At 72.0% G+C, this 14,941-nt stretch carries 10 protein-coding genes; 6 read left to right on the top strand and 4 right to left on the bottom strand.

Annotation, left to right across the window (positions count from 1 at the left end; all coding sequences use genetic code 11):
- Positions 1–277: 277 nt before the first annotated feature.
- The gene (locus ADK57_RS17580; RefSeq protein WP_053750419.1) at positions 278–1,408 is read left to right on the top strand and encodes a sulfite oxidase; all 1,131 of its coding nucleotides are present in this window, start codon (positions 278–280) and stop codon (positions 1,406–1,408) included.
- 170 nt (positions 1,409–1,578) lie between these two features.
- Here the strand turns inward: ADK57_RS17580 and ADK57_RS17575 are convergent, their stop codons facing one another.
- Positions 1,579–2,316 carry a flavodoxin family protein gene (locus tag ADK57_RS17575; protein WP_053750418.1) on the bottom strand — a complete coding sequence of 246 codons (738 nt, stop codon included), beginning with the start codon at positions 2,314–2,316 and terminating at the stop codon, positions 1,579–1,581.
- Positions 2,317–2,535: 219 nt separating this feature from the next.
- On the opposite strand from ADK57_RS17575, the gene ADK57_RS52255 reads away from it, so the two are divergent.
- The 5 genes from ADK57_RS52255 to ADK57_RS17545 all read left to right on the top strand — a co-directional run bounded on the left by ADK57_RS52255 (position 2,536) and on the right by ADK57_RS17545 (position 10,102).
- On the top strand, positions 2,536–3,321 hold the full coding sequence (locus tag ADK57_RS52255; protein ID WP_324612196.1) for a TfoX/Sxy family protein: 786 nt from the start codon (positions 2,536–2,538) through the stop codon (positions 3,319–3,321).
- Positions 3,322–3,354: 33 nt separating this feature from the next.
- Positions 3,355–4,248, top strand: a complete 894-nt coding sequence (locus ADK57_RS17560; protein WP_234390256.1) for a cytochrome P450 — start codon at positions 3,355–3,357, stop codon at positions 4,246–4,248.
- A gap of 457 nt (positions 4,249–4,705) precedes the next feature.
- Positions 4,706–5,551, top strand: coding sequence for a hypothetical protein (locus ADK57_RS17555; RefSeq protein ID WP_234390255.1), 846 nt, complete (start codon positions 4,706–4,708; stop codon positions 5,549–5,551).
- A complete protein-coding gene (locus ADK57_RS17550; RefSeq protein WP_053750415.1) occupies positions 5,551–7,869 on the top strand; it encodes a bifunctional serine/threonine-protein kinase/ABC transporter substrate-binding protein in 2,319 nt (772 codons plus the stop codon). The genes ADK57_RS17555 and ADK57_RS17550 overlap by 1 nt, the downstream gene beginning before the upstream one ends.
- A gap of 43 nt (positions 7,870–7,912) precedes the next feature.
- Positions 7,913–10,102 (top strand): bifunctional serine/threonine-protein kinase/ABC transporter substrate-binding protein, encoded by a 2,190-nt coding sequence (locus tag ADK57_RS17545; protein WP_063785969.1) that lies wholly within the window; start codon positions 7,913–7,915, stop codon positions 10,100–10,102.
- A gap of 3 nt (positions 10,103–10,105) precedes the next feature.
- On the opposite strand, the gene ADK57_RS17540 is transcribed toward ADK57_RS17545, so the two are convergent.
- From ADK57_RS17540 to ADK57_RS17530, 3 genes are all read right to left on the bottom strand, one after another.
- Complete coding sequence (locus ADK57_RS17540; protein WP_234390253.1) at positions 10,106–13,015, bottom strand: helix-turn-helix transcriptional regulator; 2,910 nt, start codon at positions 13,013–13,015, stop codon at positions 10,106–10,108.
- 58 nt (positions 13,016–13,073) lie between these two features.
- Positions 13,074–13,871: a hypothetical protein gene (locus ADK57_RS17535; RefSeq protein WP_159050088.1), complete on the bottom strand. Its 798-nt coding sequence runs from the start codon at positions 13,869–13,871 to the stop codon at positions 13,074–13,076.
- A 105-nt stretch (positions 13,872–13,976) separates the two neighbouring features.
- Positions 13,977–14,630 carry a hypothetical protein gene (locus ADK57_RS17530; protein ID WP_053750412.1) on the bottom strand — a complete coding sequence of 218 codons (654 nt, stop codon included), beginning with the start codon at positions 14,628–14,630 and terminating at the stop codon, positions 13,977–13,979.
- Positions 14,631–14,941 lie beyond the last annotated feature (311 nt).

Here is a 14,941-nt window from a genome sequence, read left to right as displayed (position 1 = left end):
GGCCACCGTGCCAGCGCGTGCAGGACGCCTCAAGTGGTTTTCGCGGAGCAGTCGCGCCCCTCCGAGGCGCGGCTGCCAGAACTGAACGAATCCCGTGCGGAACTCGAACGCCGGCCACGTCACGAAGGGAGCCCACGTGCGGGTTCCGTGCGGTTCAGCTTGCTGATGGGGACCCCGTGTCTGTGGGTGCCGTCTCTTCCGGGCTGGGGCGGACTCAAAGTCCGCTTGTCTTCCCTCCACCCATGCACGATCGGTGAGGGAAGAGGATAATCAGGGCATGAGGCGTCGACTCGCCGACATGAGCACCCCCGCCCGGCTGGCCTCGTCCGGCGAGGGCCTGGGGCAGGACGAACTGGCACTGGCCGCCCGCAATCACGGCCTGCCGCTGGAGGCCATGCGCTACGACGTCACCCCGCCCGGCCTGCACTACGTCCTGACGCACTACGACATCCCCCACGTTCCGGACGAAGCCGGCCCGCGGCTGACGGTGAGCGGTCGCGTACGGCGCGAGCTCAGCCTGACCTCGGCGCAACTGCGCGCCTACCCCGCGGTCACCACACGCGTGACGATGGAGTGCGCGGGCAACGGCAGGGCCCTGCTGTCGCCGAGGCCGGTGAGCCAGCCGTGGCTGGTCGAAGCCGTCGGCACGGCGGACTGGACGGGAGTACCCCTGCGTCTGCTCCTCGACGAGGCCGGTGTCGAGTCCGACGCGGTCGACGTCGTGTTCACCGGGGCGGACCACGGCGTGGAGCGCGGTGTCGAGCAGGACTACCAGCGCGGCCTTCCGCTCGATGTCGCCACGGGCGACGAGCCCGAGGTCCTGGTGGCCTACGCGATGAACGGCGCACCTCTGCCGCCCCAGCACGGCAGCCCGCTGCGCCTTGTGGTGCCTGGCTGGTACGGCATGGCCCAGGTGAAGTGGCTGTGTGACATCAAGGTCGTCGACACCGCTTTCACCGGCTTCCAGCAGTCCGTGGCCTACCGGATCAGGCAGGCACCCGAGGAGGCGGGCGAGCCGGTCACCCGTATCGCTCCCAGGGCACTCCTGATCCCGCCGGGCTTTCCCGACTTCATGTCCCGGACGCGGGTGGTCACGCCGGGCTCGGTCCTGTTGGAGGGGCGGGCCTGGTCGGGACGCGCCCCGGTGACATCGGTGGAGGTGAGCACGGACGACGGCGTGACGTGGCACAGGGCCGTACTCGATCCGGATCAGGGACACCGATGGGCGTGGCGCCGGTGGTCCGCCATGTGGTCCGCCGACCCCGGCGACCATGTCCTGAGCGCCCGCGCCCATGACGAGGCGGGGAACACCCAGCCACTGGAACAGCCCTGGAACCGAGGAGGGTTCGCCAACAACCTCGTCCAGCGGGTGCCGGTGTTCTGCCCCGACCCCACTGATACCGCCTGACCGCACGGCTCGGCTACCCGGCCCCGAGCACGTCGGGGGCCCTGGTCACGGGTCGGAGAGCCTCCCGTTGCTCTCGCACTCGACCGTTGCTCTCCCACTCGACGCAAACGGGCGGCCGCCCCGCACCCCGCAGCGCACGGGGGTCGGCAGCGCTGGGCTCCCGGTCCGGCTCAGCGATGCTCGGGGTTGTCCGCGCCCGGCCGGCAGCCGGCGTCCCACTCCGTGCGCTGGTTGCCGTGGGCCGGAACGCCTCCGGCCCGTTTGAGCATGGCCGCCAGGTGCATCAGGTTCCAGGTCATGAAGGCGGTGTTGCGGTTGGTGAAGTCGTTCTCCGGGCCGCCCGAACCGGGGTCCAGGTACGAGGGGCCGGGCCCAGCGACGCCGATCCAGCCCGCGTCCGCCTGCGGCGGGATGGTGTAGCCGAGGTGCTGCAGGCTGTAGAGGACGTTCATGGCACAGTGCTTGACGCCGTCCTCGTTGCCGGTGATCAGGCACCCTCCGACCCGTCCGTAGTATGCGTACTGTCCCTGGGAGTTGAGCAGGCTGGAGCAGCTGTACAGACGCTCGATGACCTGCTTGGTGACTGAGCTGTTGTCGCCCAGCCAGATGGGCCCGGCCAGTACCAGGATGTCCGCGGCCATCACCTGCTCGAACAGCCCGGGCCAGGCGTCGGTGGCAAAGCCGTGTTCGGTCATGTCGGGGTAGACGCCCGGCGCGATGTCCTGGTCGACCGCGCGGACGAGCTCCGTGGTCACCCCGCGCGCGTCCATGATCGCCCGGCTCTTGTCGATGAGTCCCTGGGTGTGGCTGAGCTGGGGGGACGGCTTGAGCGTGCAGTTGATGAAGAGCGCGCGCAGGTCGTCGAAGCGGTAACCGTCCTCAGTGGACGGGGCGGGCGGTGCTGCCATGGCGGACTCCGGGGAGGAGAGCGGAAGGGACAAGGGGCGGTGCCAGCGGCAGCGTCTCGCGGAAACCGCGCGCTGTCCCACTGCGACGCACCGGCACACGGGGGGTTCCAGGAGCGCCCGACAACTCGTCGTGCGCTAGCGCTCGCCTCCCGCCTCGAGGATCCTGGATGGAGCTGGTGGCCCTGGATCCCGGCCGGTCGAGGACAAGGCAGTAGCGCCATGACGATCGACGTTTCCGCCGCGAGCGTGATCCCGCTCCCGCCCGTACAGGTGGCCGAGTACGCCTTGGACCGGCGCCATGACGCCGAGTGGACCCAGCGCGTCCGCACCGCAGAGCTGACCCGGAAAGCGGACGAAGGGGGCTTCGGTACGGGCACCGGGACCACCCGCACGGCGTACTTCCTCGGCCGACGCATCGACCACGTGCTGCGTGGGACCGCGTACGAACCGCCCCACCTGCTGGACATGATCTCCGTGGCCGGCCCGATGCCCATGCACGTCACGTACACCTTCGAGTCGCACGCGCATGGCACCACCGCCCGCATTCGCGTAAGGGGCGGCGAAGGCGGCATCCACCGGCCGGCGGCGCCCCCTGACCCGACAGGTCCGCTCCTCCATCAGCAAGGACCTGCGCGACCTCAAGCAGAGACTCACCGGACACCAGGAGGAACCTGCATGGCGTACGACGAAGGACTGGCTGAACGGATCAGACAACGGCTGGCCCCTGATCCGGACGTCACGGAGAAGCACATGTTCGGGGGAATCGCCTTCCTGCACCACGGCAACATGGCCGTGGGCGTGAGCGGCGACGATCTGATGGTGCGAGTCGGTCCTGACGACACGGAGGCGGCCCTGGCCCAGCCCGGCACACGCGTCTTCGACATGACCGGCCGCCCGATGCGCGGCTGGATCCTCGTCGCCGGAACCGCGCTCACGGAGGACGACGTCCTCGACGAGTGGATCAACAAGGGACGCATCTTCGCATCGAGCCTGCCGCCCAAATAGCGAGCGGCAGTCAGCAATGAGCAACGCAGGCTGTTGACCGACCGGCTCTCCCCCCGCGCGCTGCGCCCCGTCGCCGAGGACATCGACCGGCGGGCCGAGCAACTGGCCGATGGCCTGGTGGCACGGGGTTCCTTCGACGCCGTGACGGACCTGGCCCAGGACCTCCCCGTCCACGTGATCACGGACCTGATCGGCTGGCCCGCGGAGGGCCGCGACCAACTGCTCGACATGGCCGCGGGCTGGTTCGACTGCTCAGGCCCGGCTTGCCCCCGTACGGCGGCCTCAGTACCGAAGGTCGAGGCGCTCATGGGCCATCTCGCCCAGGTCGTCGCCGAGGAGAACCTCGTGCCGGGCGGGTTCGGCTGGACCATGCTGGAGGCCCACAGGGCGGGGCAGATCCCCGTCGAAGGCGCCATCGGCCTGCTCGCGGGCTATGTCGTGGCCGCGTTCGACACCACCATCAGCGCCCTCTCCAGCGCCATGTGGCTGTTCGCCCGCCACCCCGAGCAGTGGGAACTGCTGTGCTCGGAAACGTCGTTGGTGCCCGCCGCCTTCAACGAGATCGTCCGGCTGGAGAGCCCGATCCAGGTCTTCTCCCGCGTCAGCACCCGGGACGTCGACCTCGGCGAGGGTGTCGTCATCCCGTCCGGCGCGCGTGTTTTGCACAGCTACGGCGCCGCCAACCGCGACGAGCGCCACTTCCCGGCCCCCGACCGCTTCGACATCCGCCGCAACCCCGTCGACCACCTCGCCTTCGGCTACGGCAACCACGCCTGTGCCGGCCAGGGCCTCGCCCGCCTCGAAGTGCACGCCGTCCTCAACGCTCTGGCCGCCCGCGTACGGCGGATCGAACTCGCCGACGAGCCGGTCCGCGCCCTGAACAACATCACCCGCGGTTTCCGGAGCCTGCCCGTACGCGTCAGCTGAACCCGCGTCCGGCGGCGGCCGTGCTCTTGCAACACAGGGCCGACCACTGTCCACGAGCACCGGCCGAGGGCAGCACAGCACCGCCGGACCCTTTGGGCCGGCACCTGGAGCGCGATGCGCCCCGCCGGAGCCGGGCGTGATGGTTGAGCGGTTCGGCGCCATCGGACTGCGCTCGGCCGATCGACGTGAGGCGAACGACCGCAGGCATGCAACGGCCTGGTTCTCGGCGATCGTCTTCTGCGAACGGTTGCTGTGCGTGTCCGCGGGCGCGTTGGCGCCGACCGCGACTGTCCTCGTCCCGGTGTCGAGCGCCGTGAGCGTCGATCGAGAGTGCCCCCGGCCTGCGGAACACTCCTGCGGAATACGTAGCCGACTACGTGTTTCTACTGAGGTCCCTTCTCTCTCAGCCGTCTACGTTCGAGGCGTCGGACGGCACGAACGGTGTTGAGGGGACTGAGTGACAGACAACGCCCATGGAATACGGGGCAGTTGGGTGACCTTGCTGGTGGCGGGGACTCTGCTGGCCGGGTGTTCGGACCAGGGGACGGACGACGGGCCTTCCCGGCAGAGCGGTCCGACCTCGGCAAGTGCCTCTCCGAGCGCTTCGGCCAGTGCTTCGCCGGGCGCCGGGGCGCCCCCGTCGGGCGGCTCGTCCGCCGCGTCTTCGGTCTTCACGCCCGATGCCTCTCTCGTCCCCCGGACCTCGAACGACGGGCGCCGGCTGGCCGAGTCCGTCGCACTCTCCCCGGACGACTGGGGCCGGGGTTTCGTCGCCCGGCGTCCGGCCGAGAGTACGCCGGGCACCTGGGCCGTGCTGAACGAGAACTGCAGCTGGCAGCGCGAGAAGCTCCCAAGCGGGGTGCTGGCGAGCACGTCCCGCTACAGTCGGCTGCCGGCCGGCTCAGGCAAGGGCGCGGTCACGGTGACGGCCGTCTCCACCGTGCATGCCTCGGCCCTGGGCGCCGACGAACAACTGAGCACCACCCTCGAAGAGGTGCTGCGCTGCCCGGAGCAGCGGCCCCGGTCCGGCGAGCGGATCACGGGTCTGATGTCGCTCGGCACCCCCTTCGGCGCCCGCGAGCAGGAGTACGCCGACGACTCCGTCCTCGAAGCCGGCGAGTACGTCGAGAACGACGGTGTCGCGCAGCCGTACCGGTGGATGGTCGCCCGGCTGGGCACGGTCGTCGTGTCCGTCTCCGTGACGGGCGGGGCCGGGAACACCGCGCAGGAACTCGAACAACTGGGCAGCAAGGCCCTGGCTCAGATGCTGACGCGCATCGAGCAGCGGCTGAAGGAGAAGTGATGGAGCCGCTACGGACCTCCGACCCCGCCAAGCTGGCGGGCTACCGGCTGCTCGGACGGCTCGGCGCGGGCGGTATGGGCGTGGTGTACCTTGCCCGCCCGGCCGATGGATCACTGGTCGCGCTGAAGGTGATCCGGGCCGAGTACGCCGAGGACACCGATTTCCGGGAGCGGTTCAGGCGTGAGGTGGACACGGCCCGCCGGATGACCAGCCCCTGGGTGGCGGCCCTCGTCGACGCGGACCCCGAAGCGACAGAACCCTGGCTGGCCACCGTCTTCGTTCCGGGGCCCTCCCTCGGTGAGGCCGTCGCCGCGCACGGGCCGTTGCCCGTGGGCACCCTGCGGGTGCTGGGGGCGCGGCTCGCCGACGCACTGCGGGACCTGCACGCCGTCGGTCTCGTGCACCGGGACGTCAAGCCGGGCAATGTGCTGCTGGCGCTCGACGGACCACGGCTGATCGACTTCGGTGTGGCACGCGCCCCGGAGGACACCGCGCTCACGTCGACCGGCGTCGTGGTCGGCACTCCCGGCTTCCTGTCACCGGAACAAGCGCAGGGCGGGCGGGAGTTGGGGCCGGCCGGCGACGTCTTCTCGTTGGGCTGCGTGCTGGCCTACGCCGCCACCGGCCGGCCTCCGTTCGGCACTGGCAGCCTCGACGCGCTGCTGTTCCGCGCGGTGCACGACGCGCCGGACCTGGAGGGTGTACCGGAAAGCCTCGCCGAACTGGTGGCCGGCTGTCTGGAGAAGGACCCGCAGCTGCGGCCCACGGCCGAGACGCTGTCCGAGGCCCTCACGGCCGCCACGCCCTCGTCGCCCGCCTCGCCTCCCGACCCCCGTGAGGCCCTGATGTCGCCAGGTCCTCCAGCGCCCGAGCCCGGGATCACCGGCGAAGAGGAACGGGACCCCGACGAGCATGAGCGGGACCCCGACGAGCAGGAGCCGGACTCCGGCGACGGGGCCTGGCTGCCCGAGCCGTTGGTCAGGCTGATCGCGGAACGGTCGGCCGCCGGGCTCGCGCTGCCCTCCATCGACGACACCGAGGTCGACCCCGCGTCCGCCGGCCCCGCTCCGACGGACACCGCAGCAGCCCAGGCTGCGCCCCGTGCCGTCGGCAGACGCCGTTTCCTCCTCCTGACCGGAGGCGCGGCGGTTGTCACGGCCGGGGGCGGACTGGCCGCGTGGGCGGCGCTCACCCGTGACGGCGAGAACGACGACCCCACCCCGACGGCCACCGCTCCCGTGCACACCCTCGGTCTGCACGCCGACCTGAGCGGCGATCAGAAGACGATCGGCCGGGCTCAGGAGCGGGGGCTGCGGCTCGCGGTCGACGAGTTCAACTCCCGTGCGAACAAGCCCTTCACACTCGCCGTGAAGACGGTGGACGACGGCGGCGATCCGGCCCGGGCAACCGAAGCGGCCAAGAAACTCGTCGCCGACCGCTCCGTGCTGGCCGTGGTCGGTCCCACCACGGACGCCACCGCTCTGGCCTCGCTGGCGACGTACGACGCCGCCTCGCTGCCCCTGATCGCGGTGTCGCCCGGCGCCACCGTGCTGGGGGTGATGGGCAGCCGCTCCTTCCTGCACGCCCGGGTGACGGACACGATCCTGCCGTTCTACCTCGACGCGTACCTGCGCGGCACCGCGAAGTCGCGCACGGTCGGGATCGTCGACGACCGGGCGGCGGACGCGTACGCCTGGGAGATCAGCAGCACCCTCGCCAAGATCCTGCGGGACGCCCGGCAGCCAGCCGTGCCGAAGGTGGTCAGCGCCCTGCGCACCGACTTCGGGCCGACCCTGGACGCCCTGCTCGACGGCGGCGCGGACTCCGTGGTCTTCGCCGGTCACCACGACCGGGCCGCGCTGCTGGCCCGGGAACTGAGCAGCCGTGACTTCCCGGGGGCCAGGGCCGCCGCCCAGGGGGTGCTCGACGCCCGGTTCCTGTCCGCCGCGGGGGACGCGGCCGACGGCTGGGCGATCCTCGCCCCGGTCATGGACGCCACCGTGGCGCCCGAGGCGAAGGCGTTCAGGGCCGCTTACCGCAAGCGTTTCGACGCGGAGCCCGAGCGGTACGCCGTCGAGACGTACGACGTGGCGCAACTCGCCTTGAGGACTCTGCGTTCGCTGACCGCCGGGCGCCGCACCCGGCAGAACCTGACGACGGCGCTGCGCTCGGCCACGTACAAGGGGATCGCCAGGAACCTCGCGTTCGACAAGACGACCGGGACCCTGGTCGTCGACGGAAGCGGGGTCTACCTGTGGAAGGTCGACGGCGGCCGGTTCGCGTACCAGGGCGTGGCGCCCTACCAGGTGTCCACCTGATGGGGCTCTGCGTCCCAGGGGGTCACCCGACGGGGCGGCGCTGATGGAGCCGTTGCGCGGCGCCGACCCGGCCAGGATCGCGGGATATCGGTTGCTGCGCCGGCTGGGCGCGGGCGGCATGGGCGTGGTGTACCTGGCCCGCTCCCCCGGAGGCGCACTCGCCGCGGTGAAGGTGATCCGCGCGGCGCACTCGGACGACGCGGGCTTCAGGGCCCGTTTCCGGCGTGAGGTGGAGACGGCGGGCCGGGTCGCCAACCCCTGGGTGGTGCCGCTGCTCGACGCGGACCCGGACGCGGAGTCTCCGTGGCTCGCCACGGCGTTCGTGCCGGGGCCCGCACTGGGGGAGGCGGTGGAGGAGTGCGGCCCGCTGCCGTACGGGACCGTCCGCGTCCTGGGCACACGGCTGGCCGAGGCGCTGGACGCGGTGCACGGGACGGGGCTGGTGCACCGGGACGTCAAGCCCGGCAATGTGCTGCTCGCGGTCGACGGACCCCGGATGATCGACTTCGGTATCGCCCGGATGCCGGAGGACACCGCGCTCACCGCCAGCGGGATGATCGTCGGCTCCCCCGGCTTCCTGTCCCCCGAACAGGCCCAGGGAAGGGGCCGGGAGATCGGGCCGGCCAGTGACGTCTTCTCGCTCGGCTGTCTGCTGGCGTACGCCGTGACGGGCGAGCGCCCCTTCGGCGGGGGCTCCGCGGCCGAGATGCTGCTGCGCACGGTCCATGACGAGCCGGCCCTGGACGGCGTACCGGGGCCGTTGCTGCCGCTGCTGCGGGGGTGCCTGGCGAAGGAGCCCGGCTCCCGGCCGACGGTGGCCGAGGTACGGCGGGCCCTGGACGCTACGGGCGAGGGCGAGGGCGAGGGAGGCGGCTGGCTGCCGGAGTCCCTGACCCGGCTGATCGCACGGCGTTCGGCCGCGGTGCTCGCCCTGCCCGCCGTCGACGCGACCGAGGTGTCCGGAGCGTCCGGGACGACGGTGGCCGACGCGGCGCCCGGCGACGAGACGGCCGTCGGCTCGGGAGGTGCCACGCGCCGCCGCTTCCTGGTACTGGGCTCGGCCACCGGGGTCCTGGCGGCCGGCGGAACGGCAGCGTGGTGGACGGCGAACCGTCCCGGCCGCACCTCGGCCCAGGGAAGCGGAATCCGGATCCCGCGCCTGGTGGTCGCCCTGCACGCCGATCTGAGCGGCAGCGGCCGTACGACGGGCCGCGCCCAGGAGAACGGCGTCCGGCTCGCCCTCGACCACCTCAACTCCCGCGCCGGGCGCGGCTTCGACCTGGCGCTCCAGGTACACGACGACGAAGGCAGCGCGACCCGGGCGCGGCAGGTCGCCCGGCGGCTGGTGGCCGACGACCGGGTCCGCGCGGTGCTCGGGCCGACCACCGACGCCTGCGCCAAGGCCACCCTCGGCCTCTACCAGCAGGCACGGCTCCCGATGGTCACCGTGTCGGTAGGACTGAACGAGGTGAACCCCACCAAGTACCGGGTGTACGCGCCCACCCGCCCCGATGACGCGACCCTGGCGGCGCCGGTCGTCGCGTACCTCGTCCGCACCGCCGGGGCCCGCAGGACGGTGCTGATCGACGATGCCGCCGAGGGCGACTTCAGCTGGCGTCTGTGCGCCGGCGTCGACGAGGCCGTCCAGTCCGCGCAGCGCACCACGGTCCGGCGCACCCTCGCCGCCGAGGACGACACGGACGACGACTTCCGTGCTCTCGCGGAGTCGGTGACGGATGCGGGAGCGGACGCGGTGGTGTTCGGCGGCGGGTACGCGCGGGCCGCGCGGCTGGCCCGGGCGCTGCGCTCGGCCGACTACTCCGGTGCGCGGCTGGCCGGTCAACGCGCCGTCGACCCCCGCTTCCTCGCCTCGGCGGGCGACGCCGCCGAGGGCTGGGTGTTCACCACCGCCTTCCTCGATCCGACCCGGGTGACGGCAGCGAAGTCGTTCGTCGCCGCCTACCGCGCACGCTTCCACACCGCCCCACCCTGGTACTCCGCCGAGGCCTACGACGCGACGCTCTTCGTGGCCCGCGCCATGACGGCCCTTGGCGCGTCGCGCGCGGAACGGGGCGCGATCATGGGCCGGTTGCGCGAGACCGACTACCGGGGGATCACCAAACGGCTGCGCTACGACTCGTCCACCTACCGGTACGCGGACGCGATGTACCTGTTCCGGGCGACCGGGGGCGCCTTCCGCTGTCTCGGCGACTACCGGGACGCCACGGCCTGAGTTTCATTGTCCACGCGCGCGCCGGTCCAGGACCGTGCGCGTCATGAGGCCCGCCAGCGCCGAGCGGGACGACACGGAGGTCTTCCGGTAGATCGCCGACAGGTGGGTTTCGACCGTACGGCGGCTGAGGTACAGCTTCGTCGCGATGGCCTGGTTGCTCAGTCCTTCGGCGACGAGTTCGGCGATCTCCCGTTCACGTGCGGTCAGTTGGTCGAGTTCCGTGGGAGCGAGGGGGGCCTCCTCGGCTTGGGGACGCACGAGCGCGGCCAGGCCGGACAGCAGACGCGCGCCGCCGTCGTCGGCGATACGGCGGGCCTGCTCCCACATGGCGACGGCGCGTGGAACGTCGCCCGCGGCCTGCGCCTGGACGCTCGCCAGCAGCAGGGAGTACGCCTCCCAGAGCCTCGCGCCGGAGGGTGCGTACGCCTGCGCGGCACGCTCGAAGAGGTCTGCGGCCGATCGGGCATCACCGTGGTGCTGGGCGAGCGCCGCCTCGGCGCGCAGTGCCGCCCCGCGCTGACCGTGCAGCCCCATCCGGTCTGCTTCCTCGACGGCTCGTGCGGCCCAGCGCGCGGCCTGCTCGACGTCGCCGATCGCGAGGGCGGTGCTGACCAGGGTGTCCAGCTGGCCCGGGCGTATGGAGGGTTGCAGCCCCAGTAGTTCGGGACCGCCCGCCCTCAGAATGGCGTCCTGCGCGCGGTGCGGGTCGCCGCCCACGAGCGCCGTGTGACCGAGCACGCAGCTGGCCAACGACGCCCACCAGTGGCGGCTTGCGCCGGCCGCGGCCACGGCCTCCTCGGCGGTCAGCAAGGCCCTGGTGTCGCCCAGGGGGCGGTGCGGGAGCAGGATCAGCGCCTTGAAGCACAGGGTGAAGGCCAGGAGATCGCCGCTGCCGATGGCTCGTGCGACGGCTTCCGCCTCCTCGGCCGACTCCAGTGCGGACGGCAGCCGGCAGGTGTTGAGGCGCACGAACGCCTGGCTGCTCAGCAGGTGCGGCAGGACGTGGACCTGGCCACTGCGGCGGGCGATGTCCAGCCCCCGGTCGGCGTGGCGTTCCGCGTCGGCATAGCGCTCCAGTAGAGCTTCCGCCCAGGCCAGCCACACCAGCGACTCGCACAGTTCCGTGAGGCTGGGGTCGGTCAGACCGTCGGCGAGCCCGGCGGCGGCATCGGCGAGGCGGCGAGCCGCAGCCGTCTCGCCTTCGTAGGCCTCCCCCAACGATCCCAGCGCCAGGGCCCCCAACTCCCCCATGAGGTCACCGTTGGCGCGGGCCACCGAGAGCGTCCGCCCGATGTCGTCGCGTACGTCCGGGTAGGAGACGGTGTTCAGAGCGGCCATGCCCAGCGCGAGTCCCAGGGAGACCGCCTGACGGGGCTCGGGACCGGGAGTGCGGACCAGTTCCCGCTGCAGGAGGGCGATCGCTTCCGGGGAGTGCCCCAGGTGTCGTTCCATCATGGCGCACAGCGCGATAGCGTCCCCGCGCAGCGATGCGTCGTCCTGACCGGAGCCACCGATCAGCGTGTGGAGCAGATCGCGGCTCTCCCGAAGGCTGCCGCCCACACCCAGGGCTCTGGCGCGGGCCAGCGTCAACTCTCCACGCCGCCGTGCGTGGGCGGGCGTGTGCGGCATGAGCCGGAGGACCACGTCCAGCAGATGGGCGGCGGTCGCGGGTGCCGTGTGGGTGAACTGGGCGGCCGCCTCGCTCAACACGGCCGCCGCCGCCGGATCCCAGCCGACCAGCGACCTCTCGACGTGATGGGCCCGCTCGGCGGCGGAGGCTCCCGCCCGCGCCAGTGCGTCCGCCGCACCGCGGTGGATCTCGGCGCGGCGCGGTGCCGCCGTGTTCTCGTAGACCAGTGCCCGCAGCAGCGGGTGACGCAGGGTCAAGCGGCCGTCGGACCCCCTGCGCAGCAGATCGCGCCGCGCCAGTGCACCGATGCAGTCGTCGAGTTCCTCCGCTGTGGTGGGCCCGGTCGTCAGGCGCAGCATCACCGGCGTGGCGTGGTCGCCGAGGACCGCCACTGCCTCGACGGTGCGGCGCTCTGCCGCGGTCAACGCGGTCAGTTCGTCCAGCAACAGGGATCCCAGTCCGCTCGGCACCCCGGACACCGTGCCGTCGTGGGCCCGGACGGTGGTGCCGCGCGACGACACCCCATGACGGCGGGCATGCAGAAGGGCGAGGAGGTACAGCGGGTTGCCCTCGCTGGATGCATAGATCTCCTTCGCGTCGCCCGGTGGCAGGTCGGAGGCCAGCGCATCGATCGAGTCCTGCTCGGGCAGCGGCCTCAGTGCCATGGGCAGCACGGCTCCGCTGTCGACGCCGCGTGCCAGAGCGGCGGCGAGAGAGTGCGGCGTCTGCCGTGCTCGACGGGCCACGACCAGCAGCACCCGGTCACTCACCGGGTGCCGGATCAAGTGGTCCAGCAACTCCAAGGACGCGGGATCCGCCCAGTGCAGGTCGTCCAGCACCATCACCAGCCCGCTCCGCTCCGCGAGGCTGGTCAGCACTTCCGCCACGGCACGATAGAGGCCGAACCGGTCGCGGTTGCCCGTGCCCGGCGCGGCGCCCTGTACACGGTCCGTGCCGCGCAGCACCGGTGCCGCCGCGTCGGGCACCTCGTCCGAGTCGAGAAAGGCACGATCGACGTCGGCGAACGCGTCCGTGAACGTCTGGAACGGAGTGTGCCGCTCGTACTCCGTGGCCCTGCCGCGCAGCACGGCCGGCCCACGCCGCCGAGCCCGCGCACAGATCTCGCTCAGCAGCCGGCTCTTCCCCATACCGGCGTCTGCGGCGATGTCGACCACAGCGGGAACGCCGCCCTGTCCCAGGCTGCCGATCACCGAGTCGAGCCGCTTCAGTTCCTCGGATCTGCCGACGAGCATCGTCGCCGACCGGTCCAACGACGGCACCATCGCATCTCCGTTCCCCACCGCGTTCGCGTGATTATCCAGGGCAGCTGAGCCCCGGCTCTCAGACCCGGGCCGCCGTGCTCCCGCCGGGTGTGTCCGCGACGCGGGTGGCCCGGGCCCGCCGGAGCGCCCCCCTCAGCCCCGACATCGCGGCCGCGGTTCCGGCGCCGACGGGAACGAGCGGCCAGTACGCGATGCTGTTCCCGAAAGCCGCGCACACGATCAGCACGAAGATCGCCGCCACCCCGACGACGAACCCGAACGCCCAGGGCCCGGACCGGTCCTGCCGCTCCAGCCGCACCCGGCCGCCGAGGCCGGCCAGGTACGCGGCGGCGGCCACGGCGAGGGCGATCAGATACCCCATGGTCAACGGGTACAGCGCGAACAGCGTGATGTCCCACCCTCCGGGGTGCCGGCCGGGCCACACGTCGCGCCCGTCGATCTCCACGACTCGCCCGTGCCACAGGCTCGCCTCGACCCGCTGCCCCTCCCGGAGCTCGTACGCGGAATCGTCCGGGACGCCGTCCGCGGTCTTCAGCTCGTCGCCGACGCGCAGTTCGATCGTGTACTCGGTGTCAACGAACCAGTCGCCGCTGCCGCCGTCCTGTCCTCCGCCGTCGCTCCCCGACTCCGTGTGGGACCTCAGTTCCGTGACGGTGGCCTCGGCCGTGCGCAGCGACCCGTTCGACCGTGCGAGCGCGACGCCCGTCTCTGCGTAGGTGCGCACGGCGAGCAGCAGGATCAGGGCGGCCATGACGAGGCGGAACACCCAGCGCGTCGCCTGGGCTCCCACTGTCCTGATCCGCCGCGCGCCCGGTCTCGTCCCCGACGTCACGTCCCCGGTCCGCCCCTGCGCCATCGGGTCCCCCTCGACTTCCGTTCGCGGTCAGGCGAAAGCCGTCCCACCGCATCACACGCCGCGCGCCTGAGGTTGGTTGCGGCCGGCCACCAGGGCGTGACCGCGTCACGGATGGTAGATGTCCCAGGTCGTCGACCTGGTGGGTGCGGGCTCGGCCGATGGCCGGTCCGTGGTGCACACGGTGGGATCCTGCGGCCGGAGCAACCGGTACGCACCGACCCGCTCCGTCCCGAACCGCACGTCCTTGTCCCCGGCGATGCCCAAGTCCCGTGTTGTTCGCGGCAGTTCCCGACCGCTCAGGGGCGCGCCCGCGTACGCTGCCGCAAGGATCCGGGTGCAGGTGCCCTCCTGTCCGGTGGGAAGGCCGGGTGGGAAACCGACGGTGCGGGTCCTGTTTCCGTCCGTGGACAGCCGATAGCGCATGACGGACGACATCTCCGTTCCCGTCGCCGTGGCCGTGAGGGTCCAGAACTCGACCTGCACCGTGAGCGGTTGGCACAGCACCCGGGCATCGCCCTTGTGCTGTGCGCGGACGACGACCGACGCGTCCTCGTACGAAGGGCCGGCCCCTTCGGTCCGGAAGGCCACCGCGGTCCGCAGCCACGCGGCCTGCTCCCGTCCCGACCAGTGGCCGTCGTCGCGGCAGCCGCCGGTCTGCGCGCCCGCGGACGCCTGAGAGCAGCCGGCCGCGAGCAACGCGAGAGCCGCCGCGCACGCCGTCAGGGCTCCGTGGCGGAGGCGGGTCTGGGTGCTGTGCATGGTCTCCCTCGATCTGAACGGGACGGGCCGCGGACATCGCGCCGCCCGGGCGGCCAGCAGTCTGCTGGGGCCTCGCGCGTGGCGGGGACGCCGACGGCCCGCTGTGTCCGTCCCGTGATCAAGAAGGCGACCCGACGCCCGGCAGAGGGCGTGCCGTCCGTCTCGTACCAAAGGTCCCGCAGGGCTCGTCGGAAGACGGTTTGCCGATCAGCTGCATCGATTTCGGCGATTCGTAGCCGAATTTCCCAAACAGTTGAGCGCCTGTCGTCCTCTCTTCACGATTTGCCTGTCAAGTGCCCGACGGCGATGCC

The sequence above is a fragment of the Streptomyces sp. MMG1533 genome, assembly GCF_001279775.1.
Classification (GTDB): Bacteria; Actinomycetota; Actinomycetes; order Streptomycetales; family Streptomycetaceae; genus Streptomyces.
Note: the sequence above shows the minus strand (reverse complement) of the source record. Positions and strands in the feature narration are given on the sequence as shown.

Coding starts and splice junctions, on each gene's coding strand:
- ADK57_RS17580 (WP_053750419.1), top strand. CDS start 278: ATGAGGCGTCGACTCGCCGACATGAGCACCCCCGCCCGGCTGGCCTCG.
- ADK57_RS17575 (WP_053750418.1), bottom strand. CDS start 2,316: ATGGCAGCACCGCCCGCCCCGTCCACTGAGGACGGTTACCGCTTCGAC.
- ADK57_RS52255 (WP_324612196.1), top strand. CDS start 2,536: ATGACGATCGACGTTTCCGCCGCGAGCGTGATCCCGCTCCCGCCCGTA.
- ADK57_RS17550 (WP_053750415.1), top strand. CDS start 5,551: ATGGAGCCGCTACGGACCTCCGACCCCGCCAAGCTGGCGGGCTACCGG.
- ADK57_RS17545 (WP_063785969.1), top strand. CDS start 7,913: ATGGAGCCGTTGCGCGGCGCCGACCCGGCCAGGATCGCGGGATATCGG.
- ADK57_RS17540 (WP_234390253.1), bottom strand. CDS start 13,015: ATGGTGCCGTCGTTGGACCGGTCGGCGACGATGCTCGTCGGCAGATCC.
- ADK57_RS17535 (WP_159050088.1), bottom strand. CDS start 13,871: ATGGCGCAGGGGCGGACCGGGGACGTGACGTCGGGGACGAGACCGGGC.
- ADK57_RS17530 (WP_053750412.1), bottom strand. CDS start 14,630: ATGCACAGCACCCAGACCCGCCTCCGCCACGGAGCCCTGACGGCGTGC.